The sequence below is a fragment of the Effusibacillus pohliae DSM 22757 genome, from assembly GCF_000376225.1.
In the GTDB taxonomy this organism is placed as follows: domain Bacteria; phylum Bacillota; class Bacilli; order Tumebacillales; family Effusibacillaceae; genus Effusibacillus; species Effusibacillus pohliae.
Window position 1 is genome coordinate 1 of sequence record NZ_AQXL01000135.1, and the last position, 23,974, is coordinate 23,974.

24 protein-coding genes are annotated in these 23,974 nt (G+C 53.2%); 19 read left to right on the forward strand and 5 right to left on the reverse strand.

Features of this window, described 5'->3' with window-relative positions; all coding sequences use genetic code 11:
* A partial coding sequence (locus C230_RS22125; RefSeq protein WP_169332862.1) for a transposase occupies window positions 1–203 on the reverse strand: 203 nt, incomplete at its 3' end.
* Window positions 204–564: 361 nt separating this feature from the next.
* Between C230_RS22125 and C230_RS0117770 the strand changes: the two genes are divergently transcribed.
* The 6 genes from C230_RS0117770 to C230_RS0117795 all read left to right on the forward strand — a co-directional run bounded on the left by C230_RS0117770 (window position 565) and on the right by C230_RS0117795 (window position 8,051).
* Window positions 565–2,010 carry a 4-hydroxyphenylacetate 3-hydroxylase family protein gene (locus tag C230_RS0117770; RefSeq protein WP_018133402.1) on the forward strand — a complete coding sequence of 482 codons (1,446 nt, stop codon included), beginning with the start codon at window positions 565–567 and terminating at the stop codon, window positions 2,008–2,010.
* A gap of 19 nt (window positions 2,011–2,029) precedes the next feature.
* The gene (locus C230_RS0117775; protein WP_040393985.1) at window positions 2,030–3,172 is read left to right on the forward strand and encodes a M20 family metallopeptidase; all 1,143 of its coding nucleotides are present in this window, start codon (window positions 2,030–2,032) and stop codon (window positions 3,170–3,172) included.
* 115 nt (window positions 3,173–3,287) lie between these two features.
* Window positions 3,288–4,610, forward strand: a complete 1,323-nt coding sequence (locus C230_RS0117780; protein ID WP_018133404.1) for a sigma-54 interaction domain-containing protein — start codon at window positions 3,288–3,290, stop codon at window positions 4,608–4,610.
* Between the two features lie 101 nt (window positions 4,611–4,711).
* Complete coding sequence (locus C230_RS0117785) at window positions 4,712–5,482, forward strand: SDR family NAD(P)-dependent oxidoreductase (protein ID WP_018133405.1); 771 nt, start codon at window positions 4,712–4,714, stop codon at window positions 5,480–5,482.
* Between the two features lie 11 nt (window positions 5,483–5,493).
* Window positions 5,494–7,077, forward strand: a complete 1,584-nt coding sequence (locus C230_RS0117790) for a class I adenylate-forming enzyme family protein (RefSeq protein ID WP_018133406.1) — start codon at window positions 5,494–5,496, stop codon at window positions 7,075–7,077.
* Window positions 7,074–8,051: an asparaginase gene (locus tag C230_RS0117795; RefSeq protein ID WP_018133407.1), complete on the forward strand. Its 978-nt coding sequence runs from the start codon at window positions 7,074–7,076 to the stop codon at window positions 8,049–8,051. The genes C230_RS0117790 and C230_RS0117795 overlap by 4 nt, the downstream gene beginning before the upstream one ends.
* Window positions 8,052–8,209: 158 nt before the next feature.
* Here the strand turns inward: C230_RS0117795 and C230_RS0117800 are convergent, their stop codons facing one another.
* Complete coding sequence (locus tag C230_RS0117800) at window positions 8,210–9,121, reverse strand: RluA family pseudouridine synthase (protein WP_018133408.1); 912 nt, start codon at window positions 9,119–9,121, stop codon at window positions 8,210–8,212.
* Between the two features lie 82 nt (window positions 9,122–9,203).
* Here C230_RS0117800 and C230_RS0117805 point away from each other — a divergent pair, with 82 nt between their 5' ends.
* Together C230_RS0117805 and C230_RS0117810 are read left to right on the forward strand one after the other, a co-directional pair.
* Window positions 9,204–9,644 (forward strand): DMT family transporter, encoded by a 441-nt coding sequence (locus C230_RS0117805; RefSeq protein ID WP_018133409.1) that lies wholly within the window; start codon window positions 9,204–9,206, stop codon window positions 9,642–9,644.
* An 83-nt stretch (window positions 9,645–9,727) separates the two neighbouring features.
* Window positions 9,728–10,615 (forward strand): helix-turn-helix transcriptional regulator, encoded by an 888-nt coding sequence (locus C230_RS0117810; protein ID WP_018133410.1) that lies wholly within the window; start codon window positions 9,728–9,730, stop codon window positions 10,613–10,615.
* A 90-nt stretch (window positions 10,616–10,705) separates the two neighbouring features.
* Here the strand turns inward: C230_RS0117810 and C230_RS0117815 are convergent, their stop codons facing one another.
* The gene (locus C230_RS0117815; protein WP_018133411.1) at window positions 10,706–11,986 is read right to left on the reverse strand and encodes an ArsB/NhaD family transporter; all 1,281 of its coding nucleotides are present in this window, start codon (window positions 11,984–11,986) and stop codon (window positions 10,706–10,708) included.
* A gap of 39 nt (window positions 11,987–12,025) precedes the next feature.
* Entirely contained in the window at window positions 12,026–13,282 is a 1,257-nt protein-coding gene (locus C230_RS0117820; protein WP_018133412.1) for a cation:proton antiporter, read from the reverse strand.
* A gap of 150 nt (window positions 13,283–13,432) precedes the next feature.
* Here C230_RS0117820 and C230_RS0117825 point away from each other — a divergent pair, with 150 nt between their 5' ends.
* The gene (locus C230_RS0117825; protein ID WP_018133413.1) at window positions 13,433–13,831 is read left to right on the forward strand and encodes a hypothetical protein; all 399 of its coding nucleotides are present in this window, start codon (window positions 13,433–13,435) and stop codon (window positions 13,829–13,831) included.
* Window positions 13,832–13,868: 37 nt separating this feature from the next.
* Entirely contained in the window at window positions 13,869–14,474 is a 606-nt protein-coding gene (rpsD, locus tag C230_RS0117830; protein WP_018133414.1) for a 30S ribosomal protein S4, read from the forward strand.
* Between the two features lie 287 nt (window positions 14,475–14,761).
* On the opposite strand, the gene C230_RS20945 is transcribed toward rpsD, so the two are convergent.
* Window positions 14,762–15,217 (reverse strand): hypothetical protein, encoded by a 456-nt coding sequence (locus tag C230_RS20945; RefSeq protein WP_018133415.1) that lies wholly within the window; start codon window positions 15,215–15,217, stop codon window positions 14,762–14,764.
* A gap of 131 nt (window positions 15,218–15,348) precedes the next feature.
* On the opposite strand from C230_RS20945, the gene C230_RS0117840 reads away from it, so the two are divergent.
* The 9 genes from C230_RS0117840 (at window position 15,349) to C230_RS0117890 (ending at window position 23,842) form a co-directional block, all read left to right on the forward strand.
* On the forward strand, window positions 15,349–15,672 hold the full coding sequence (locus tag C230_RS0117840) for a hypothetical protein (RefSeq protein WP_018133416.1): 324 nt from the start codon (window positions 15,349–15,351) through the stop codon (window positions 15,670–15,672).
* Window positions 15,673–15,713: 41 nt separating this feature from the next.
* The gene (locus C230_RS0117845) at window positions 15,714–16,559 is read left to right on the forward strand and encodes a family 1 encapsulin nanocompartment shell protein (RefSeq protein WP_018133417.1); all 846 of its coding nucleotides are present in this window, start codon (window positions 15,714–15,716) and stop codon (window positions 16,557–16,559) included.
* Window positions 16,560–16,672: 113 nt separating this feature from the next.
* A complete protein-coding gene (locus tag C230_RS0117855; protein ID WP_245534011.1) occupies window positions 16,673–17,179 on the forward strand; it encodes a peroxiredoxin in 507 nt (168 codons plus the stop codon).
* Window positions 17,180–17,314: 135 nt separating this feature from the next.
* Window positions 17,315–17,740 (forward strand): glycine/sarcosine/betaine reductase selenoprotein B family protein, encoded by a 426-nt coding sequence (locus C230_RS0117860; RefSeq protein WP_018133420.1) that lies wholly within the window; start codon window positions 17,315–17,317, stop codon window positions 17,738–17,740.
* Between the two features lie 18 nt (window positions 17,741–17,758).
* Window positions 17,759–18,010, forward strand: coding sequence for a hypothetical protein (locus C230_RS0117865; RefSeq protein ID WP_040393978.1), 252 nt, complete (start codon window positions 17,759–17,761; stop codon window positions 18,008–18,010).
* 398 nt (window positions 18,011–18,408) lie between these two features.
* Complete coding sequence (locus tag C230_RS0117875; protein WP_040393989.1) at window positions 18,409–19,668, forward strand: extracellular solute-binding protein; 1,260 nt, start codon at window positions 18,409–18,411, stop codon at window positions 19,666–19,668.
* Window positions 19,669–19,764: 96 nt separating this feature from the next.
* Window positions 19,765–20,676 carry a carbohydrate ABC transporter permease gene (locus tag C230_RS0117880; RefSeq protein ID WP_018133423.1) on the forward strand — a complete coding sequence of 304 codons (912 nt, stop codon included), beginning with the start codon at window positions 19,765–19,767 and terminating at the stop codon, window positions 20,674–20,676.
* 10 nt (window positions 20,677–20,686) lie between these two features.
* A complete protein-coding gene (locus C230_RS0117885) occupies window positions 20,687–21,529 on the forward strand; it encodes a sugar ABC transporter permease (RefSeq protein WP_018133424.1) in 843 nt (280 codons plus the stop codon).
* A 153-nt stretch (window positions 21,530–21,682) separates the two neighbouring features.
* Window positions 21,683–23,842 carry an alpha-amylase family glycosyl hydrolase gene (locus C230_RS0117890; protein ID WP_018133425.1) on the forward strand — a complete coding sequence of 720 codons (2,160 nt, stop codon included), beginning with the start codon at window positions 21,683–21,685 and terminating at the stop codon, window positions 23,840–23,842.
* Window positions 23,843–23,974: the final 132 nt, after the last annotated feature.

Sequence of the window (23,974 nt, forward strand, 5' to 3'; positions counted from 1 at the left end):
CCGGCGGTAACAGAAGCCTGATGCTTGCAGCGCGTGCATTGATACAGCTTACGGCTTTCCAGAAAGTAGAACGCAGCGTGCTCGCATTTGGGGCAACAGAAGCCGTTCGGCCAGCGGATCTGAAACAGATGCTCGCGGCATACGTCATCCGAATGAAATTTCTCTTGAAATCTCTTTAACGTCATCGCTTCTTGTTGAGCCATGCCAACCACTCCCGAACATTCGTTTGCATCTAGTATAACAAACAAATGTTCGCATGTGAAGGATTTGCTGAGGTAACTTGATATTCAAATAATAAAATTCACTAAACCATCCGAATGGTAGGTTGATCAGTGATTCAAGAGAATGATGCAAATTTGCATATATGATGTAAAGCTGCATCATTAACGGCCGCCGATTCGCGATTCCGGCAATCGTTTCGGCATTCAAGAAATTGGCATACATTTTGCAATGTCTAATTCTGCAATCTCTACGGCAATCAACCGTCTTTCGGGCCGAGATGCAGAGATTCGCACCGGAAAACGTCCTACTTGTACAAATTTCGAGCAGGAGGGGACACCCATCATGATGACAGCTGGGCAGTATATCGAAAGCCTGAGACAGCAGAAGAAAGAAGTGTATTTTATGGGGGAACGGGTGGAAAACGTGGTGGACCACCCGGCCATGCGTCCCCACATCAACGCGGCGGCCGTCACGTATCAGCTGGCCACCGACCCTGAGTTCGCACACTTGGCATCCGCTATCTCTCATTTGACGGGGCGCCGGATCAATCGCTGGACACATATTCCCCAGAATCAGGAAGATCTTGTGAAAAAGACGATGATGCTACGGGTAGCGGGGCAAATTACTGGAACCTGTTTCCAGCGGTGTGTCGGCATGGATGGGTTGATCACCCTCTACACCGTCACCTGGGACATGGATCGCAAGCTTGGCACCGACTACCATGAACGGTTCAGGAAATTTTTAATCGAAACGCAGGACAACGACTACATGACGGATGGAGCGATGACCGACCCAAAGGGCGACCGGTCGAAACGGCCTTCCGAACAGCACGATCCGGATCTCTATGTACGGGTCGTGGAAAAGCGGGCAGACGGAATTATCGTCCGCGGCGCAAAAATGCACCAGACGGGTGCCATCAACTCGCATCAAATCCTGGTGATGCCGGGTATGGGCATGACTCCGGCCGATCAGGACTACGCGGTATCGTTCGCGGTTCCGGCAGACGAAAAAGGGGTGATTTATGTATTCGGCCGGCAGGTGAATGACAGCCGGAAATGGGAGGGGTCGATCGACCAGGGGAACGCCAGATACGGCGTGGTCGGCGGCGAAGCGCTGATCATCTTTGACGATGTGTTCGTGCCTTGGGAACGGGTGTTTATGTGCGGAGAGACGGAATTCACCGGCACGTTGGTCGACCGTTTTGCGTCTTATCACCGGCAGAACTACGGCGCTTGCAAAGCAGGGAACCTGGACGTACTGATCGGCGCGACCCTGGCGGTTGCCGACATGCACGGGGTGGTGAAGGCGGGCCATGTACGGGAAAAATTGGCCGAGATGGCACATTTGGTGGAAACGATGTACAGCGGGGCGCTTGCCTGCTCCTACAACTGTTCGCAACTGGATTGCGGTGTGGCGTTTGTCGATCCGGTGTTGGCAAACTCGTCCAAGTTCAACACGGCCCGCTATTATCCGGAAGTGACCCGGCTGGCCCAGGACATCGCAGGAGGGTTCATCGCCACGCTGCCGTCGGAGAAGGAACTTGAAAATCCCCGGGTGTCCCCGTTTATCCACAAATATTACAAGACGGGGGAGCAGGTGGACCCGCTTGAACGGATCAAAATGGGGCGGCTGATCGAAAACATGACCGGAGCAACGCCGATTGTCGAATGCATGCACGGAGCCGGTTCGCCGCAGGCTCAGAAAGTAGTCATCCAGCGGTCGATCGATTGGCAGAGCAAACGCCGGTTGGCGGAAGCGATTGTCCATGCTCCGGGAGATGGCGAATAACGGGGAGGGGGAGCGGCTGATGGAAGCGGTGGAGCTGTTGAAAGAAACGATCCGGATGAAAAGCGTCAATCCGCCGGGTGACGAGGAGCCGGTGGCCCGGCTGCTGCAATCGGTGCTGCAAAAAAGCGGTATTGAAACGGAAATCCGGAAGCTGGCGCCCAACCGGTGCAACCTGGTGGCCAGAATCCGGGGAACTGGCAGCAAAAGCAACCTGATTTTCAGTGGACATATGGACACTGTCCCACCCGGCGACATCGCATGGGAATTCGATCCGTACGGTGCGGTGGAGAAGGACGGGCGGATCTATGGGCGGGGTGCCTCTGACATGAAAAGCGGCCTGACAGCGATGGCGGTAGCTATGACGGAAATTGCCAGATCGGGGGTTGCGTTGCAAGGAGATTTGATCTTGGCAGCCACGGCGGGTGAAGAGGTGGATTGTTGCGGAGCCCGGGCGCTGGTGGAGGAGGGGCTGCTGCAGGGAGCGGCGGCGTTGGTGATCGGGGAGCCCAGCAATGGCCGCATTTTTATCGCGCACAAAGGCGCCCTGTGGCTGGAAATCACCGCTTACGGCCGGACGGCACACGGCTCCATGCCGGAGCAGGGAGTCAACGCGATCGAGCATATGAATCGGTTTATCAACGCTTTGCGCAATCAGTTCCGCTTCCGGTACGAAGCGGATGAAATGCTGGGAGAGCCGAGTGTGAACCTGAGTGTCATTTCCGGCGGTGTCAAGACCAATGTGGTACCGGATACATGCCGGCTGCAGATCGACATTCGAACGGTGCCGGGACAAAATCATCGGGAAATTGTGGAGGATATCCGGCGGTTGCTGACAGAAATGAAAGAACAGGCTCCAGCCAGATTCGAGGTGGCCGTCCTCAACGACAAGCCGCCCGTACGCACACCAGTTGACCACCCGGCGGTAAGACTGGCGCTGGCAACGGCAGAGGAGTTGTTCCAGCAAACATTCGCTCCGGCCGGCGTTCGATACTTTACCGACGCTTCGGTATTTGTTCCCGGATCCGGGGGAAGCCTGGCAGTGATCATCTACGGGCCGGGGGATGAAAAACTGGCCCACCAGCCGGATGAATATGTGGAAATCCAGAAATATCAAGATAGTATCCGCTTTTACAAGGAACTTGCGCTGCGTTTTTTGACGTAAGAACACGAGAAAGAAACGGCCTTCCTGCCGAGCAGGAGGGCTTACTTTTATGTTAATACATAAAATGTTCTGATAATATAAAAGAAACAGGGATTGTTGGTGGGAGGGATGACGCTTGTTCCCAAAAGAATTGAAGCTGGTTTTGGAATCCTTGTTCGATGGCATTTACATTGCGGATCGCCACGGAACGGGCGTTTTTGTAAACCGTGCCTATGAGCGGATCACCGGCATCCCCCGCGAGAAGCTGCTGGGAAAGACGATGCGGCAAGTGGTGGAAGAGGGCATTGTATCCAATTCGGTGACGCTGAAGGTGTTGGAAGAGGGGAAGCCTGTCACCATCCGTCAGCGGGTGGAAACGGGAAAAGAGATTCTGGTCACTGGTAACCCCGTTTTTTCCGCGGAAGGTGAATTGCTCTGGGTGGTAACGAATGTCAGGGATGTGTCCGAACTGTCGATGCTATATGAACAATTGCAGTCCAATCAGGCGGAGCTTTCCAAGCATCAGCGGGATGAAAGCGTGATTGCGGTCAGCGCAAGCATGAATGAAATCATCACAGAAGCGAAGCGGGTGGCGCAGACCGATTCGACGGTCCTGCTGTTGGGAGAATCGGGCGCGGGCAAGGAAGTGATCGCCAATCTCATCCATCAGAACAGCCCGCGGGCCAAACGGCCGTTCGTAAAAATCAATTGTGCGGCGATACCCGCCGGATTTTTGGAGTCCGAACTGTTCGGTTACGAGGGCGGTTCTTTTACAGGAGCGAGAAGAGATGGGAAGCCGGGGCTGTTTGAGATTGCCGATGGCGGCACGGTGTTTCTCGATGAAATCGGCGATATGCCGTTCGAGTTGCAAGCAAAACTGCTGCGCGTTTTGCAGGATTACGAATTCTACCGGATCGGCGGCACGACACCCCGGAAGGTGGATGTGCGGGTGATTTCCGCTACCCATCAGGATCTGTCGCAAAAAATCAAGGAAAAAACGTTTCGCGCCGACCTTTTTTACCGGCTGAACGTCGTGCCCATCCAGATTCCTCCGTTGCGTGAACGAAAAGAGGACATCCCGGTGCTGGCCTATCATTTTCTCAGCCGATACAACATTCAACACAGAAAAAATGTGGGGATCGATCCGAAAGTCATCCAGATTTTCCAGCAATACCGGTGGGAAGGAAATGTACGAGAACTGGCCAATTTGATGGAACGGCTTGTCATTACCGCCAAGGGATCGTTTATTACGGAACAAGACCTGCCTGCCACGATGGTCCGAGCCAATGACATCCCTCCGAAAAAGGGACTGAAAGGGTATTTGGAAGAAGCGGAAAAGCGTTTTTTGGAACATGCGCTGCGCGAACACCGGAGCATGCGGCGGGCAGCCCGCGAAATCGGGATTGACCAGTCGACATTTGTCCGAAAAGCGAAAAAATACGGATTGCAGGTCAACTGACCGTTCTCTGCCTGTGGCACGTTTCTTGCTTATGTATGGCTTGTGTAAAGGAGACGAAAGGAAGCCGACTGGAAAAAATCAGAACGGGAGGAGGCAGGAAGGTGCAGATCGAGTTTCCGAATTTTTCGTTGCAGGACAAAGTCAGTCTTGTCACCGGAGGCAGCAAGGGAATCGGATTCGGCATGGCGGCGGGATTGGCCAAGGCCGGCTCCGATCTGGTGATCGTCAGCCGCAACCGGCAGGAGTTGGTCCAGGCGGCGCATGAGCTTTCCGCCTACGGTACTAAGGTGGTTCCGATTCCATGCGATGTATCGGTCTCCGGGGAAGTTCGATCGATGGTGGAAAGAGCGGTTGCCGAACTGGGCAGGATCGATGTGCTGGTCAACAATGCAGGCATGAACATCCGCAAGCCGCTTGCCGAATATGAGGAAGCGGATTGGGACCGGGTGCTGTCGATAAATCTCAAGGGAGTCTTCTTGGTTGGACGGGAAGTGGCAAAAACGATGATCCGGGCGGGGGGCGGTTCAATCATCAACATCTCCTCGATTTTTGGCAGCGTGGGGATGCCCTTGCAAACGGCGTATGCCGCCAGCAAGGGGGGGATTAACCAGCTGACCCGTGTATGGGCGAACGAACTGGCGCCGCATAACATACGCGTCAACGCCATCGCGCCCGCCTATATCGAAACCCCGATGACCTCTGGCTGGCTGCAGGATCCTGACCGGCTGCAGCAGATTGTGGGCAGCACCCCGGCCGGAAGGCTGGGCCAGCTGAAGGATTTGATCGGCCCGGTGATATTTCTCGCTTCTGATGCGTCGGAGTACGTGACCGGTCACATTCTGCACGTCGACGGCGGTTGGACCGCTAAATAGGGGGGCTGCGCATGGAACAGCGATTTGAACAGGTGGTACGATTTGGACGCCAACTGCATGTGTATGAAAATCGGCCGCGAAGCCTGTATCAGTTGTTGGCGCAGTCGGCTGACCGGCAACCGGAACGGATTGCCTTGATTTATGAAGAACAACGGATCTCTTACGGCGAGTTGTTGGGACGGGTCAACCGTGTCGCGGAACATCTCGTCCATTTCTGGCAATTGAAAAAGGGTGACCGGATTGGGATCGTACTGCCCAATCTCCCCGAATTTTGCGAACTGTTGCTGGCGGCCGCCAAGGCGGGCGTGATCGCCGTCTTGTTGAACACGCGGCTGGCTGCCGAAGAACTGCGTTTTATGGTGGAGCATTCCGGTTGCCGGATCGTCTTTTACCACAAAGATTTCGAAGAGAAAATCGGTCGGCTACGGGAACGCTTCCCGCAGGTCAGGTTTGTTGCGATCGGCGATCCCACAGGGGGCAGTTCCCAATCGTATGAGCAGGTGGTTGTCCGGGAGCTTCCGATCACCGTTGAAGATTCGGCTGACGAAACCGCCCCCTGTTACATCATGTATACGTCCGGGACGACGGGCACGCCGAAAGGAGCGATCGCCTGCCATTTGAACATTATCCACAGCGCGATCAACTACCGTGAAGTTTGCGGCACTTCACACGAGGATCGTACGATTGTCGCGGTTCCCCTGTTCCATGTGACCGGGTTGATCGGCCAACTAGTCCACATGCTTTTGGCAGGTGGGACGTCGGTTTTGGTTCGGGAATATTCGACGGGCCATTTTTTGCAAACCTCGATTGCCCATCAAGTCACGTTTATGTTTAATGTTCCAGCCATCTACAAGCTGCTGTTGCTTCAGGAGGAACTGCTGCAACTGACCAGCCTGCGGCTCGCGCTGTACGGCGGGGCTCCCATGTCTCCGGACACAATCCTTCAGTTGCGGGAGATCTTTCCTCGGCTCGATTTGCGCAACGCGTACGGTGCCACCGAAACTTCGTCGCCGACCACTTTGATGCCTGCGGGGTGGGAGATGGAGAAAGTGCGTTCCGTAGGGATTCCGGTTCCGGGGGCGGATTGCAGGGTGATCGGCGACGACGGACGCGAGTGCGGACCGGGTGAGGTGGGTGAATTGTGGATTGCAGGCCCGATGGTCATCCCGGGCTACTGGGAGAATGATGCGGCGAACCGCCATTCGTTTGCGGAAGGATATTGGAAATCAGGCGATATGGCAATGATCGACGAGGACGGCTATGTGTACATCATGGACCGCAAAAGAGACATCATCAACCGCGGCGGAGAAAAAATCTACAGCGTGGAGGTGGAGAATGTTCTCTGCAGCCATCCGAACATTTTGGAGGCGGCGGTGGTGGGAGTACCGGACGAGATCTTTGGCGAGCAGGTGAAAGCGTTTGTGGTTCTGAAGCAACCGGGAGCGGTGACGCCGCATGAGATCCAACAGTTTGTCAAGCAGCATCTGGCAGACTACAAAGTTCCCGAATATGTGGAATTTATTGATTCGCTGCCGCGTAATCCCGGCGGAAAGGTGCTGAAGCAGGCGTTGCGCGAGAAAGGGAGGAGCTCATGAAAAAAATCCTGATCATTACAACTGGCGGCACGATCGCGATGGGGCAGGACGAACGGCAAATCGTCCAGATGATGGGGGAGAATGTGCTGCTTTCGGGTAAATCGCTGCTCGACCCGTACGCGGAAACCACTTTTTATGAATTTGCCAACTTGCCGAGTGTCCATCTAACGGTGGGGGATTATCTGAAGCTGCGCGAACTGATCTTGAAAAAGTGCGGCGACTACGATGGGTTCGTGATCACGCACGGAACCGACATTCTGGAGGAAACCGCTTATTTTCTCGATCTGACCCTGCATATTCCACAACCGGTGGTTATCACCGGGGCGATGCGTTCTTCCAACGAACTGGCAAGCGACGGATTGTTGAATCTGCAGCAGTCGGTGCAAACGGCCGTAAGCGAAGAATCCCGCGACAAAGGCGTGTTGGTCGTTCTGAACGGGGAGATTCACGGGGCGAGATTTGTGCAGAAGATGCATACCAGCCACGTGGAAACCTTCCAATCTCCCCAGCTCGGCTCCTTTGGGGTGGTGGACAAAGCGGGCGTACGCTATTTTGTGCGGCAGTGCAAGCGGGACTACTATTCGATCCAGCCGGATCAGTTGACGGCTCGGGTGGCGATGGTGAAGGCGGGATTCGCGGTGGACGATTCGTTCCTGCAATTTGCGCTAGACAGCGGAGCGAAGGGAATTGTGATCGAAGCGATGGGATTGGGCCATGTTCCGCCGGCGATGATTCCGGGAATCGAACGGGCGGTGGCGGCATCCGTGCCGGTGTTGGTGTGTAGCCGTTCGCCGCGTGGATCGGTGGCGCCCGTTTACGGTTTTGTCGGAGGAGGAAGGGATTTGTACGAGCGGGGAGTGATTTTCGCGCCGGATCTTCCCGCCCACAAAGCGCGAATCAAACTGATGGTCGTTCTGGCGGCTGCCGCCGGACGGGAGACTGTGGAAGAGGTCCGCAAGGCTTTTGGGATGTGACCGGACACCGTTTTCCATCGGTATAGCCGTTGCGGCCAGCATTTATAGCGGAGTTGCTGGATTTGGCCTTCGTGACCATTGACGCTTTGTTCGCGTACAGCACGTGACTTGGGGCGGCGGGGTTCGAAACGAGCAGACAGGACGGGAGGTTCGAGGACCTACCCGTTTTGCTGTTTCAGCTGCTCAATCGCCGCCGCCATGTCTTCGGCAAGCGGAGCTTCCAATTCCAGCGGTGCGCCCGTCCGCGGGTGTGTGAACGAGAGGCGGAACGCGTGCAGCGCCTGCCGTTTGATCAGCAGAGAGGGATGACCGTACTGGCGGTCTCCTAGTACCGGATACCCGTGATGGGCCAGATGCACGCGGATTTGGTGGGTTCTCCCTGTTTCCAGCGACAGTTCCAGCAGACTGGCCCCCTTCCATTTTTCACGGAGCCAAAAATGGGTCACAGCCGGTTCTCCGTCCTGACGCACTTTGCGTTTCACCGGATTTTCCGGGTCTCTTCCGATCGGATAGGCAAGCGTCCCCTGTTCCTCTTCCACTTCTCCTTCCACCAACGCGAGATAGCGGCGCATCAGTTTCCGTTCCCGCAACTGCCGGTCGAGATGCTGATGGGCAAACGCCGATTTGCCGACGATCAGGATGCCTGACGTGTCGCGGTCCAACCGGTGCACCAGCCGCACCGGCGCGGCCAGTCCCTGTTCCCGCATATGCCAGGCGATTCCGTTCGCCAGTGTGTCGGTTTGTCCGGAATGAATCGGGTGGACGTTGATACCGGCCGGCTTGTTGATGACAAGGATTTCCTGGTCTTCATATAAAATGCCAAACGGAATCGGCTGCGGCAACAGCGTTTGCCGGTTGGACACCTCGGCCGCCACCTGCACCACGTGGCCCGCTTTCACCGGCCGTTTGAGAAACGTCGGTTTGCCGTTGTAGAGAATTCCCTTCGTGCGGGTGAGCTTTTGGATCATGCGCCGCGAAATTTTCATCTGACCGGTCAGAATCTCCTGCAGCGCCATTCCCTCTTGCTCCGGCTGAATGATATATTCAATCCAAGGGCGATTTTCTTTCATCTGATGACCTGCTTTCTGTCAGACTCAAGACGGATCGTACCATAATCGGGCAGATTTGACAAAGGGATGGGGAGTGCGAGACATGCAGTCATGGGCATTTGTCGGGTTGATGATCGTAGCCGGGGTGATGATCGGGTTCCAGTCGCCGATTAACGCCACGTTATCGAGAAAAGTGGGCATCTTTGAGTCCGCTTTTGTTTCGTTTTCCGTCGGGACACTGACGCTGCTGATGGTTGTGGCGCTGCTGGGCAAAGGAAATCTGCGGGAAGCGGCACATGCTCCCGTTTGGCAATTTTTAGGGGGAGTATTGGGGGCGATTTATGTGACGGCGATCATCGTGGGGGTGCCGCAGATCGGGGTCACCACCGTGATGGTGGCTGTGTTGGCCGGGCAACTGGCTACCGGCTTGTTGATTGACCAGTTCGGCTGGTTTGGCGTGCAGCAGCGGCCGATCGATTGGCAGCGGGCTGCCGGAGTGGCGTTGCTGTTCGTCTCCATCTGGCTGATCTACGGAAAAAAATAATTTTTCGGCAAAAGAGATAGACAAATTTTTAAAAAAATCATATATTTAGAATAAATTATTTAAACGATCGGGAGGGAGTGTAGTTGGAGTTTGTCACGATTCAGGAGCTGGCTCGCATGACCGGCGTCTCGACAGCCACGATTCGTCTTGACATAAAATCGGGTAAACTGCCCGTGGCGGATCAGGGCAAGCGGGGAAGGGGCAACCCGACGCGGATCCGGATCGAAGATCTGGCGGCCGCCGACCGGGCTCAATATCGGCAGCTTGCCCGCCGGTTCTTGGAGAGCGGGACCTTGCAGCCGCTTGCCGAGGAACAGGAAAAAGAGAGGTTCAGCGTCAACGAGTTGGCCCTGCGCACAGGATTGTCGCCGCAGGTGGTGCGCAAAGACATCATCGACGGCAAACTGAAAGCGGAAGGCGGCGGCAGGCGGGGCAGTCCTTATTACATCCCGGCAGAGAACCTGGCGAACGCCGAACGGATTGAGTACCGTCGTTTGGCGGAGAGCCAGCGGTCGACGGGCGATGAAATGTTGGAGAAACTGCAAAGCGAAGTCTGTCTGCTGAAAAAGGAAGTCGAGCGGCTGAAAGAACGGTTGCAAGCGTTCGAAAGCCAAACGGTGGCCAGCCAGACGGCGGCAGCTAGCCAAACAAACGCGGCAAACGGCGGCCCGGAATTGGCCAACGGTGACCCGCAAATCGCCCATTCAGCCAACGGCAAGCCGGGAAGGATCGTTGAGGTCGAAATCGACTCGGTGGTGCTGCCCCATATTTTTCAGGGGTATTATGTGAGTGACGAGAAGTTGAAGCGCTTGAAAACCAAGGTACAGAACGGCGAACCACTGGATTGTATCCAGATCCGCCGGTTGGACGACGGATCTTACGTGCTGCGGCGCGGAATCGCCCAGTATCATGTGGCGCGGGAACTCGGGTTGACCAGCCTGCCTGCATACGTCGAGAGTTCTGAAGAATAAGAACAGTCCCTTCTTTTCAGAGAAGGGACTGTTTTCTGCTAGATCCAGGATACGCTTTGTTCCGGGCGGTCATCTCATATCGGCAGTTGCTTACATCAAGTATCGAAGATACACATATACAGTGCTGATCAGGATCGACAGGATCATCAGCGGAAATCCGATCCACAAAAATTTCAGGAACGAAATGGGCTGCCCCTCTTTCGCCGCCAGTCCGGCGACGATCACGTTGGCACTGGCGCCGATCAGGCTGCCGTTGCCGCCTAGACAGGCTCCCAGCGCCAGGCTCCACCACAGCGGCTCCAGATTGGCAAGCCCCATCGTCCCCATTTCTTTGATCATCGGGATCATCGTTGCCACAAACGGAATGTTGTCGACGAACGCGGATGCGATGGCGCTCAGCCAGAGGATCAGCATCGCTGTTGCCGTCAAGTTACCTCCCGTTAAATCGATGGCCTGCTGCGCCATAGTGGAGATGACGCCCGTTTCCATCAAACCGGAGACGAGGGCGAACAGCCCGATGAAAAAGAAGATCGTGGTCCATTCGACTTTCGCCAGCGAATCCTCCAGTTCGTGCTCACCCGTCAGCATCAGCAGCAGAAATGCGCCAAACAGCGCCACGGTTGCCGATTCCAGATGCAGCAGCTGGTGCAAAAAGAACCCGCCGATCGTGACAGCCAGCACGAACAGGCATTTTTTCAGCAAGCGGATGTCTGTCAGTTCGTCTTTTGCGTTCAACTCCATGATGCTCGCTTGAAATTCTTTCGCCGTTTGAATTTGCTTCCGGTAGAACACGACCAGGATCGCAATCGTCACCAGCAAAATCAGGGCTGAGACGGCTGCCAGGTTGGCGATAAAGTCCATGAAACTCAATTCAGTCACGGCGCTGCCGATCATGATGTTCGGCGGATCGCCGATCAGCGTGGCCGTTCCTCCGATATTGGAGGCGAGGATCTCGCTGATCAAAAACGGGATCGGCGGTACGCGCAACTGCCGGGTGATGCTGAATGTGACCGGGACCATCAGCAGCACGGTCGTCACATTGTCGAGCAACGCGGATGCCACCGCGGTGATCAGGCTGAGCGAGATGAAAATTTTCACCGGGTCGCCATTTGCCCGCTTGGCGGAAAGAATTGCCAAATATTTGAACAATCCTGTTTTCCCCGTGACGGTGACGATGATCATCATCCCGACGAGCAATCCGAGCGTATTGAAGTCGATATGATGCAGGGCCGTCTCCTGGTCGACGATGCCGACGACCACCATCAGAATCCCGCCTGCCATTGCGACGATCGTGCGGTGGATTTTTTCGCTGATGATCAGCGCATAGGTGAGCAAAAAGATGCCGATTGCCAAAATCGCTTGCTGTTCCATCAAGTTCCTCCTCAAAAACAAAATCTGCCACAGCGGATTTTACGCCGATCCGCCAGGACCCGGTTGATTTTCGGCAAGCACCCCCAGTTTTCTTGCGACCCAGCCGGTGGTGCTCGCTTGCAAGACGATCGTGATCAGGATCGCCAGAAACGTTACGGCGGCGATTGCATCCAGATGGGCAATCCCCGTGCCGGCCAGGATTCCCAGCAGGGCGGCCGGAATCACGCCGGTTTCCCGCACCCAAAACATAAACGCGATTTCATTCCATTTCCACTTGGCTTTCCGATCTGGCAGAGTGCAGGCCAGGACAGTCAGCGGCCGCGCCAGCAACATGAAGACGGCGATCACAGCGAGGCCTGGATACAGGTAGGCCGCCAGCGTTGCAAAATTGACCTGTGTGCCCAGCAAAACAAAAATCAGCATGCGCATCATCAACGTGATTCCTTCATAAAAATGGCCCACTGCATTCAATTTTTCATCGTTTACGGGCAGGCGGAGCGAATGGTGATTGCCCAAGATCACGCCGGACACAAAAGTGGCCATAAATCCGGACAGGTGAAGCTGATCGGCGATCGCATAAGAGGCGATGGCGGAAGCTGTATAGGCGACAGCAGGATACTCCCGGAAAAATCCGAACCGGGTTTCCGACATGAACAGCGCCGTCAGCCAGCCGGCTACCAAGCCGACGACAACGCCGCCAAGCGCCGATCTGAAAAACTCGGCCACACTGTCCGCCAACGAGAATGTTTGCGTCCCCATCGCCAAACCCAGCACGGTGAAGGTGAGAATGGAACCGGTTGCATCGTTGAACGCGCTTTCGCTCTCCACCGTTTGCTTGATCCGCTCATCAATCGGCACCTGGCGAAAAACGGGAATCAGTGTAGCCGGATCTGTCGACGCGATAATGGCCGCCAACAACCATGCGTAAATGATCGGCAATTTCAGCAAGTACATCGCTGCCGCCGCCGTAACGGCGGCTGTGATAACGACACCCGGAACGGCCAGCAGCAGGATGGTCGGCCAAACGTGCTTCAGCACTTGAAAGCTGATCGCCCGCCCTCCGTCAAACAGAATCAAAGCGGCTCCCAATGTGACAATGAATTGGTCGGCGGTCGATTCAGCCGGCAAAAGGATGATATGCAGCAAGGGCCCGGCCAATACGCCGGCCAGTATGTAAATGGCCACATCCGGTATCTTCAGGTGCTGGGCCAATTTACCCGAAAACATTCCGGTTACGAAGACGATCGCAATGATCCAGAAAACCTTATGTACCTCCAACACTGCCGTCGATTCCATGCTGCGACTTCCCTTCTCCGGTAGATTTGCTACCTCCAATATACCACAGCACGTGTAGAATGGAGAAATTTCGTCCACACTTTACAAATAGGCAAGGATCGGTTATGATTTGATATCGAGAATCATTTTCAATTATTTGAAGGTGGGCGTATGCTTGTCGAGAAGCGGATCGAGAAACTGGTGGAACAATTCCTGCTTCCGCCTGACGCAACGGGCAAGATAGCGGTACTGCCTGCATTCGGCAGTTTTAGCGCGGAAAAGTGCCTGAACCATGTTTTGGCAAATTGGTCGTTCTCGGCGCCTGTTCTGTCGCAGGCGTTGCGCAGCATGTCGGGAGAGGTCTGGATCAGCGCACAAACATTCGCCCGTGTTGGGGACCTGTTTCGTTCTGTGGTGCTGCTGGAGACGGTCGAGGACTGCCGGAACATGACCCAGAATGACTTGGTACATATGCTGTGCGCGGTGGTGGACGAGATCGAAATGGAACTCGAGTCGCTTCGGCAAGAGGGAGTTGAATTGGCTGCCTTCGACGATTTTTTAACCGTTTAGAAGCCTGTTACACATATTCGAGAGGAGCTTGATCGATATGGCAAGACGAACTGGAGCCAAACACAAACTGTGCAGACAAGTGGGGTATCCGCTGTGCGGGCTGGCCAAATGCCCGGCGCACAAACGCCCCTATCCGCCGGGGCAACATGGGCCGACGAAACGGGCAAAACGCAGCGAGTATGGGATCCAACTGTTGGAGAAGCAGAAGCTGCGCTACATTTACGGGGTTCAGGAGAAGCAGTTTCGCCGCTATTACGAGGAGGCAGCGCGGCGGAAAGGCATCACCGGCGCCAATCTGTTTGAGCTGCTGGAGACTCGTTTGGACAATATTGCCTACCGCCTGGGATTCGCCCGGACGCTCGACGGCGCCCGCCAGCTTGTCACGCACGGCCACGTGACGGTCAACGGAAAACGGGTGAACATCCCCTCGTACTCGGTGAAAGTGGGGGAGACCATCGGCCTGACCGAAAAAGGCCGCGAACTGCAAGTGGTGAAAGAAAGCCTGGAAAATCGGCCGGTGCTGCCGCCGTACCTGTCGTTTGACGAAACGACGCTGACCGGCGTACTGACCCGCAAACCGGAACGGACCGAAATCCCGGTCGACGTGAACGAAACGCTGATCGTGGAGTTCTATTCGCGTTAATCGTGAAACAAAATCGAGCGATTCCACATGAAGTGACTTGAAATTCTGGCAACCCATTGTGTCGGAGAAATAAAAGCCCGGTAGGATATCTCCATGATATCGTTCCGGGCTTTTTGTTCGAAAAAACCTATGGGCACAAAACAAAATGTTTGGAGTAAATAGTCAGATAAGGAAAAGCAGTCAATTATTTTATTTTCCACGAACGCAAACTCGATGAAATCAAAGCGATGACTTATCACTTGAACCGGGGGAGCGGGGCGATCGCGACCTGTCACAAAATGGCCCGTTTATGCCCCCACGACCGACAGCACAGGTTTCTCCGGCGGCGGGGCGGACAGTTCCTTCACCGATTGGACGCCGATGTCGTCCAGCAGGATCTGCAGTTCTTTTTCATACGAGCAGCGGGCAGCTCCCTTGCTGATCTCGAGCAGGCGCAACGCGCGTGCCCGTTTTTGTTCGCGTGCCCATTTTTGGTACGCCTGGTTGTTGACGTCGCGGATCTTCTTGTGTTCCGGGCTGACGATGACGCTCACCTGGTCCACGTTGACGATGCGCACCGTTCCTTGTTCATCCATAAACCCCAGCGCGTAAAACCGGTTGCCTGTATAATCCACGCGGGTGATCACCGCATTGGCAAAAGACGTGCCGTCCGCCAGCGTGATTGAAGCCGCTTCGATGCACCCGCCGATCTCCTTCGTTTTTTCCAATCCGTTGTAAAAATCGATCCAACCGAACAAGTTCATGTTGCCCCCCTGACTCGGTAATGAGAATCAATATCATTTTCCAATATTCTAGCAGGAACAGCGCGGATTGTATATCCTCAGAAAAAATTGGCAAATCTGCTAGGGAGATGTTTCTGGAAAGGAGCAGAGTCATGAATCCGTCTGAACAACTGATCCGGCTGGCGGAAGGGCAAAAGCGGAATATGGAGCATTTCGTCGAGCATATGCAAGTGATTCTCCATCATGTAGAAGACAATCTGACGAAAGAACTGCTTTCCCATCTGGTTGAAGAAGAAGAAGAGCGGGCGGCCGCGATCACCGAACTGATCGAACGTTTGCGCGAGTGGCAAACGGACGGTGCTGCTGGCGCTGGAAGCGCGGGTGCAGCAGAAGACGGTCGGTCGGTCGGCGCCGATGCTGTTCAATCGACCGGCGGCGACCGGCGGTTGACCGTCGGCAGCCTGATTCAATATTAGTCCAATTCCATATTTAGCGATTGACCAGGGAGGAGCTTTCCATGGCGACAGTGCGTGTGTTTGATGCGGATATGCCGTTGACCGGCGATGAGCTTGAGCGTTTGCAAAACGTGGTGATCGAAGCCGCCAGGCGGCAGTTGGTGGGCAGACGGATCCTGGAGTTGTACGGCCCGTTGGGAGCCGGCATGCAAGGAGTTCCGGCCGACCGGTTTGATCATGTCGAACTCGCCGCAGTTGATCAGCTCGGCGAGGAAGAACAGGATGCGTTTGGCACCGGCCGGCGGGTGCAACTGACGATCCCCATTTTGTACAAGGATTTTATTTTGCATTGGCGGGATATTGAATTGGCGAGACAACTGGGCTCGGAGATCGATTTCAGCGCGGCGGCTGGCGCGGCGTCGGTTGTGGCCGCGAAAGAGGATGACCTGATTTTTAACGGGAATCAGGAGTTTGGCATCGAAGGCTTGACCAACGCAACCGGGCGGCTGACCCACCTGATCGAGGATTGGACGGAATCGGGCAGGGCGTATTCGGATGTGGTGCAAATGACGACCAAATTGATCGAAAACGGGCAGTTCGGTCCCTACGCGATGGTCGTACACCCGGCCCTGTACGCAAAAATGCTGCGGGTGCATCAAGGCACCAACGTGCTGGAGATCGAGCATATCCGCGAGCTGGTGACGGCGGGCGTCTACCAATCGCCGGTGATTAAGGAAAACAGCGGTGTCATCGTGTCGGTGGGCAGGCAGAATTTTGATCTTGCAATCGCGGAAGATCTGTCTGTTTCCTATCTGGGAGCGGAACGAATGAATTACCCGTTCCGGGTGTTCGAATGCCTGGTACCCCGGGTGAAGCGGCCGCACTCCATCTGTTCGTTCTCCACATAGTTTTGAATAATTATAAATAAGAAGGTATTCCAGATTGAGATTTTTCCTCAATTGGTATACAATAACTGTGGGGAGACGACCCCACAACTACATATCAGAGGAGGGAATGGCAAATGCCAAAAGGTGCAACCGAGACGAAAACCTTGAAAGTCGGCGACAAGGCGCCTGATTTCACTTTGAAGGCGCACGGCAACCGGACCATCACCTTGTCCGACTACCTTGGCAAGAAAAACGTATTCATCGCGTTCTATCCCCTCGACTGGACGCCGGTCTGAGGTGCCCAGATGCCTTCGTACGAGGACGATCTGTCCAAGTTCGAAGAGTATGATACCCAAGTTTTGGGTATTAGCGTAGACAGCATTCCGAGCCATGAAGCATGGCAGAAATCGATCGGCGGCATTTCCTATCCGCTGTGCTCCGATTTCTATCCGCACGGGGAAGTGTCGAAAAAATACGGCGTGCTCCGGGAAGACCCGAACGCACCGGCGTATGGCGCAAGCGAGCGGGCATTGTTCATCATTGACAAAGAGGGGATCATCCGCTTTATCGATGTTCACCCGATCGACAAACAGCCGGATAACGAAGAACTGTTCGATGTCCTGCGCAAAATCAACAGCTAACGCGTGCAGCTTTTGCACGTACAAGCCGAAGAAGAGCATATGCAGTGCATATGCTCTTCTTTGCTACCTTTTGTACGGAATATGCTGCAACGCTTCGCGTCACTTTGATGGGAATAGTATGGGAGGTGTCTGAAGATGGAAATGTCGCGGAAAGCGATTCCCTATACGCCGAATCCATTGGCCCTCAAGGATATGACGATCATGATCGTCTCCACGGCGGGCGCTCACCTGAAAGAGCAGGATCCGTTTGATACGGCGGGGGATGTGACCTACCGGGTGATTCCCGGCGATGTGAAGGCGGAAGATTTCACGGTTACGCACGGCGCTCCGAAGGAGCATTACAACACGGATGAACCGAAGAAAGACATCAACTGCATTTTTCCGATCGACCGGCTGCGCGAACTGGCCGCGGAAGGGTTTATCAAAGGTGTGGCGGAAAAGCATATCTCGATGATGGGCTACGCGATGCGGCTGAATCAGATCAACCAGGAAACGGTGCCGGCGATCGCGAAAGAAGTTACCCGTTCCAAAGCCGATGCTGTTCTTTTGACAGCCGGCTGACCCCTCTGCCATCGTACCGTGGTCACGGTACAAAGGGCGATCGAGTCGCAAGGTATCCCGACAGTGCTGATCACGCTCGATCCGGAACAATCCGGTCTGATGCGCCCGCCGCGGGCGATTCACCCGGAAGGGTTCAGATTCGGGCATTCCACCGGAAAACCGTTCGACAAGGAAACCCAGACAGCGGTGGTGAAAGCGGCGCTTGAGCAGCTTGTGATCAAACAGGAGCCGGGACAGATTCACAGCCTGCAGTTTCCGGGGTATCAATAATTTGAGAACGCATGGGACAATTCGAAAACGGGCCTGCGTAATATCTTGTTTCAAAGATTAACGCTGGCCCGTTTCGGTTTTGCCGTTTGTTTGATTGTCCAAGTGTTGAATGGGCGGATCCAGAGGATCTCAAACGGTTATTTTGCTAGAAAATTCGAGAAAAACAGAGAGAGTGCATGGCCAATCGGAAAAACGAAAAAAAACAAAAATGCAAACGCTTGCATGAAACGGCCGGTTCCCCTATAATTCTTGTTGAGAAGTGGCACAATGATAACTTTTTACGTGGCAGACGGTGACCTGTCTGCTTTGGATGAATGCAAACGATTGCCTGCTTGTGGCGTGGTTTGCAAAGTCCGGTCTAGTCCAGTTCTAGAAAGGGGAGTCATGCATTGAACAAGATGAAAAAAATGTTGGGATTGACAATGGCGGCCTCATTAGCCCTCACCGGTTTGGTTGGGTGTTCTGGTTCGCAGTCGGCGGGGCAGCCGCAACAGGCACCCCAAAACACTCCGGTCACACTGAAATTCTGGAACACCATGGATCCCTCGGAAACGAAGGTTTTGCAAACGATTGTTGACGATTTTATGAAACAGAATCCGAATATCAAGATTGACATGCAGAATGTCCCGTTTTCTGACGCCCAGAGCAAGTTTAAAATTGCCGCACAGGCCGGCGACGGGCCCGATGTGTTGCGTTGCGAAATTGCCTGGACGCCGGAGTTTGCCGCACTGGGTTTGTTGAAGCCGATTGACGACAAAGTCTCCGAGGAAGACAAGAAAGATTACTTGCAGGCACCATTCAATTACAACGTGTATCAGGGCAAAATTTACGGAATTCCGCAAGTGACCGATGCGCCAGCCATGCTGTACAACAAACGGCTGTTAAAAGAAGCTGGTGTGGAACCTCCCAAAACGATGGAGGAGTTCAAGACAGCGGTGAAAAAATTGACTCAAAACGGTCATTACGGATTCTATCTGAGCGCCGATTCTTACTTCTTCCAACCGTTCCTGTATGCGTTTGGAGGCGGAACCATCACGGATTCAAAGGAAATTTTGATTAACAAGCCGGAATCGATTGAAGCTCTCAAATTTATGGTTGGTTTGAAAAACGATAAAGTCACACAAACGAATTTTGACTTTGCGAACCAGTACAAAAACATGATGACAGATTTTAAGGACGGGAAAGTGGCGATTATCTTTAACGGACCTTGGGCAACCGCCGATATTTTGACGGGCAAAGAGTTCCAGGATCCGTCCAATCTGGGAGTAGCGCCGATTCCCGCAGGACCGAAAGGACAAGGATCGCCTGTTGGGGGACACAACTATGTGATTGCAAGTTCTTCAAAATATCCGAATGAGGCTTACAAATTCATAGAATTTATGAACAAAAAAGAGAATCAGGTGAAACTTGCCAAGGAATTGCGGTTGTTACCGACCCGCAAATCGGCTTACGAGGATCCGGCTCTCAAGTCCGACCCGATTTTCGCAGGGTTTGCGGAACAGATGAAAGTAGCGAAAAACCGTCCCGTGATTCCGGAAGGCGGCCAGATTTTCAAGGATTTCACGCCGCAAATTGAAGCGGTGGTGGCAGGCAAGGCATCGCCGGAACAGGCGCTGAATAATGTGGCCGACGCGTGGACGAAGCTGTTGAAAAAATAATGAACCGGAGTGGGGAGGTTGTCTCTCCCCCCTCCTTTTCCACTTTTTTTGGGCATGAACCAGGGGTGCGGTTTGTGCCAGAAGGGGGTTTTACAAGTGAAATATATTCAGGCCATCAAGCAAAACAAGGTAGCTTACTTGTTTCTGTTGCCGGCCATGCTCGTGATGCTTTGCTTGGTGTTTATTCCGCTTGTTCAGGGAATTTATTACAGTCTAACCAATATTGATCAGTACAATATGGGGAACCGGTTTGTCAAAGCCAGTTATCGATTTATCGGATTGCAGAATTACATCTCGATTTTTTCCGGGGAAGGATTTGCGGAGTTTTCCAAAGTTTTTAGACAGACATTGATTTGGACGTTTGTCAACGTGTTTTTTCACTTTGTGATCGGATTGGGATTGGCGCTCCTCCTGAACCGACACGTTCGTGGCCGGGCGATCTATCGCACCCTATTGCTGATTCCTTGGGCGGTGCCTTCTTTTGTATCCGCGTTTGCCTGGCGTTGGATGTTCAACGGTCAATATGGTTTCATCAATCTGATGCTTGCAAAGCTGGGCCTGCAACCGATCCCCTGGTTGTCTGATCCGTTCTGGGCGATGACCGCGGTGATCATCACGAACATTTGGCTGGGATTTCCGTTTATGATGGTGACAATGCTTGGCGGGCTGCAATCGATATCCAAGGAATTATACGAAGCGGCTTATGTCGATGGGGCGAACCGTATCCAACAGTTTTTTCGCATCACATTGCCCCAGCTGCGCCCCACTATATTTGTAGCCACCTTGTTGGGAGTCATCTGGACGTTTAACATGTTTGCGGTGATTTATCTGATTACTGAAGGCGGGCCGTATAATTCGACGCAAATACTTGTCACTTATGCGTATAATAAAGCTTTCTCATCCTGGCAGTTGGGGGAAGCAACCACCTATGGAGTGATTATCCTGTCCATGCTCTTGGCGTTCAGTTTCTTTTATACCCGTCTTTTAAAAATGGAAAAGGAGCAGTAGGGGGAGCTGTATGGAACATCGAATTTCGAAAGCGGAACGTTTTTTTGTCCACCTGACCCTGATCTTGTTTGCTGTCATTTCTGTGTTTCCGTTTTTTTGGCTTGTGTCAACATCATTTAAATTGCCGTCTGACGTGTTTTCATCGGAGATCCAGCTGCTGCCCCCTCATTTTACTTGGGACAATTACAAATATTTGCTCACGATGCAAAATCATCTTTTTTTACAATGGGTGTGGAATTCGGTGCTGGTTGCGCTGTTAACCACGTTTGTCGGCGTGTTTCTTGCCGCTACGAGCGCCTATGCGTTATCACGTTTCAACTTTCCAGGAAAAAGGGCCAGCCTCTTTTCTTTCTTGGTAACCCAGATGTTTCCCGGGGCAATTCTGATCGTACCCTTGTATAACATCGTGAAGAATTTGGGTTTGCTAAATTCCTACGTCGGACTGGTACTAGCTTACACTGCGACGGCTTTGCCGTTTTCCGTATGGATGCTGAAGGGGTATTTTGACACGATTCCTTATGAATTGGAGGAAGCCGCCAAAGTGGATGGGATGACCACCTGGGGAACGTTCTACCGGATCGCATTGCCTTTGGCGTTGCCGGGGATTGCGGTCACCGCGTTTTTTTCGTTCATTACCGCATGGAACGAATTTATGTTTGCATTAACGTTCATGAACAAGCAAGAACTGTTCACACTGCCGGTCGGGTTGCGCACGTTTGTGTTCCAATTCCGAACGGATTGGCATTATGTGTCGGCGGGGGCGGTGCTGATCACACTACCTGTCCTGGTGTTCTTTGTGTTGGCCCAACGATGGCTGATTTCCGGGTTGACGGCTGGTGGAACCAAGGGGTGATCGGATCGGCGGAAATGAAGGCCTGCGGCAGAATGCGGGCCTTCTGTTTTTGGGAATTATAATCAGAGTATATTGAAAGTTTCGCACTCTTTTCGTATAATTGTTTTAGGTATAGTGCAATCGATTGCATTACGAAAGGGGGCAATCAATGCAATGAAAAAGAAAACGCTTTCATTATTTGTGGGACTGATGCTGCTCCTCGGTCTTCTGTTCAGCGGTTCTCTTCCGTACAATCCAAACGCCGCTGAAGCCAGCAGTTCCGCAAGCGTCAAAGGGGACGTGATTTACCAGATTATCATTGACCGGTTTTACGATGGGGACACGACGAACAACAATCCTGCCAAAAGTTATGGACTTTACGATCCCACCAAATCGAAGTGGAAAATGTATTGGGGCGGGGATCTGGAGGGGGTTCGTCAAAAACTTCCTTATCTTAAACAGCTGGGCGTAACGACGATCTGGTTGTCCCCGGTTTTGGACAATCTGGATACACTTGCAGGTACCGATAACACTGGCTATCACGGATACTGGACGCGCGATTTTAAACAGATTGAGGAACATTTCGGGAATTGGACCACATTTGACACGTTGGTCAATGATGCTCACCAAAACGGAATCAAGGTGATTGTCGACTTTGTGCCCAATCATTCAACTCCTTTTAAGGCAAACGATTCCACCTTTGCGGAAGGCGGCGCCCTCTACGACAACGGAACCTATATGGGCAATTATTTTGATGACGCAACAAAAGGGTACTTTCACCATAATGGGGACATCAGCAACTGGGACGACCGGTACGAGGCGCAATGGAAAAACTTCACGGATCCAGCCGGTTTCTCGCTTGCCGATTTGTCGCAGGAAAATGGCACGATTGCTCAATACCTGACCGATGCGGCGGTTCAATTAGTAGCACATGGAGCGGATGGTTTGCGGATTGATGCGGTGAAGCATTTTAATTCTGGGTTCTCCAAATCGTTGGCTGATAAACTGTACCAAAAGAAAGACATTTTCCTAGTGGGGGAATGGTACGGAGATGACCCCGGAGCAGCCAATCATTTGGAAAAGGTCCGGTACGCCAACAACAGCGGTGTCAATGTGCTGGATTTTGATCTCAACACGGTGATTCGAAATGTGTTCGGTACATTTACGCAAACGATGTACGATCTTAACAATATGGTGAACCAAACGGGGAACGAGTACAAATACAAAGAAAATCTAATCACATTTATCGATAACCATGATATGTCGAGATTTCTTACGGTAAATTCGAACAAGGCGAATTTGCACCAGGCGCTTGCTTTCATTCTCACTTCGCGGGGAACGCCCTCCATCTATTACGGAACCGAACAATACATGGCAGGCGGCAATGACCCGTACAACAGGGGGATGATGCCGGCGTTTGATACGACAACCACCGCCTTTAAAGAGGTGTCAACTCTGGCGGGGTTGCGCAGGAACAATGCAGCGATCCAGTACGGCACCACCACCCAACGTTGGATCAACAATGATGTTTACATTTATGAGCGGAAATTTTTCAACGATGTCGTATTGGTGGCCATCAATCGAAACACGCAATCCTCCTACTCGATTTCCGGTTTGCAGACTGCCTTGCCAAATGGCAACTATGCGGATTATCTGTCAGGGCTGTTGGGGGGGAACGGGATTTCCGTTTCCAATGGAAGTGTCGCTTCGTTCACGCTTGCGCCTGGAGCCGTGTCTGTTTGGCAGTACAGCACATCCGCTTCAGCGCCGCAAATCGGATCGGTTGCTCCGAATATGGGAATTCCGGGTAATGTGGTCACGATCGACGGGAAAGGTTTTGGAACGACGCAGGGAACCGTGACATTTGGCGGAGTGACAGCGACTGTAAAATCCTGGACATCAAACCGGATTGAAGTGTACGTGCCCAACATGGCCGCCGGTCTGACCGATGTAAAAGTCACCGCGGGTGGAGTTTCCAGCAATCTGTATTCTTACAATATTTTGAGTGGAACGCAGACATCGGTTGTGTTTACTGTGAAAAGTGCTCCTCCGACCAACCTGGGGGATAAGATTTACCTGACGGGCAACATACCGGAATTGGGAAATTGGAGCACGGATACGAGCGGAGCCGTTAACAATGCGCAAGGGCCCCTGCTCGCGCCCAATTATCCGGATTGGTTTTATGTATTCAGCGTTCCGGCAGGAAAGACGATTCAATTCAAGTTTTTCATCAAGCGTGCGGATGGAACGATTCAATGGGAGAATGGTTCGAACCACGTGGCCACAACTCCCACGGGTGCAACCGGTAACATCACTGTCACGTGGCAAAACTAGAAGTCTTTTTCGAAATAAGGCCGCCCCGTTAAGAGGCGGCCTTATTCAAATTTCAGGATATGCATCTGCTTGCCGCATCCCGGCTTGGAATCTGAGACTTGGAATCTGAGGAAAACCAAAGAAACAACAAAG

Excerpts from the sequence above, each read along its gene's own strand:
- C230_RS0117770 (WP_018133402.1), top strand. The coding sequence starts at position 565 with ATGATGACAGCTGGGCAGTATATCGAAAGCCTGAGACAGCAGAAGAAA.
- C230_RS0117775 (WP_040393985.1), top strand. The coding sequence starts at position 2,030 with ATGGAAGCGGTGGAGCTGTTGAAAGAAACGATCCGGATGAAAAGCGTC.
- C230_RS0117790 (WP_018133406.1), top strand. The coding sequence starts at position 5,494 with ATGGAACAGCGATTTGAACAGGTGGTACGATTTGGACGCCAACTGCAT.
- C230_RS0117795 (WP_018133407.1), top strand. The coding sequence starts at position 7,074 with ATGAAAAAAATCCTGATCATTACAACTGGCGGCACGATCGCGATGGGG.
- C230_RS0117800 (WP_018133408.1), bottom strand. The coding sequence starts at position 9,121 with ATGAAAGAAAATCGCCCTTGGATTGAATATATCATTCAGCCGGAGCAA.
- C230_RS0117805 (WP_018133409.1), top strand. The coding sequence starts at position 9,204 with ATGCAGTCATGGGCATTTGTCGGGTTGATGATCGTAGCCGGGGTGATG.
- C230_RS0117815 (WP_018133411.1), bottom strand. The coding sequence starts at position 11,986 with ATGGAACAGCAAGCGATTTTGGCAATCGGCATCTTTTTGCTCACCTAT.
- C230_RS0117820 (WP_018133412.1), bottom strand. The coding sequence starts at position 13,282 with ATGGAATCGACGGCAGTGTTGGAGGTACATAAGGTTTTCTGGATCATT.
- C230_RS0117825 (WP_018133413.1), top strand. The coding sequence starts at position 13,433 with ATGCTTGTCGAGAAGCGGATCGAGAAACTGGTGGAACAATTCCTGCTT.
- rpsD (WP_018133414.1), top strand. The coding sequence starts at position 13,869 with ATGGCAAGACGAACTGGAGCCAAACACAAACTGTGCAGACAAGTGGGG.
- C230_RS20945 (WP_018133415.1), bottom strand. The coding sequence starts at position 15,217 with ATGAACTTGTTCGGTTGGATCGATTTTTACAACGGATTGGAAAAAACG.
- C230_RS0117840 (WP_018133416.1), top strand. The coding sequence starts at position 15,349 with ATGAATCCGTCTGAACAACTGATCCGGCTGGCGGAAGGGCAAAAGCGG.
- C230_RS0117845 (WP_018133417.1), top strand. The coding sequence starts at position 15,714 with ATGGCGACAGTGCGTGTGTTTGATGCGGATATGCCGTTGACCGGCGAT.
- C230_RS0117860 (WP_018133420.1), top strand. The coding sequence starts at position 17,315 with ATGGAAATGTCGCGGAAAGCGATTCCCTATACGCCGAATCCATTGGCC.
- C230_RS0117875 (WP_040393989.1), top strand. The coding sequence starts at position 18,409 with ATGAAAAAAATGTTGGGATTGACAATGGCGGCCTCATTAGCCCTCACC.
- C230_RS0117885 (WP_018133424.1), top strand. The coding sequence starts at position 20,687 with ATGGAACATCGAATTTCGAAAGCGGAACGTTTTTTTGTCCACCTGACC.
- C230_RS0117890 (WP_018133425.1), top strand. The coding sequence starts at position 21,683 with ATGAAAAAGAAAACGCTTTCATTATTTGTGGGACTGATGCTGCTCCTC.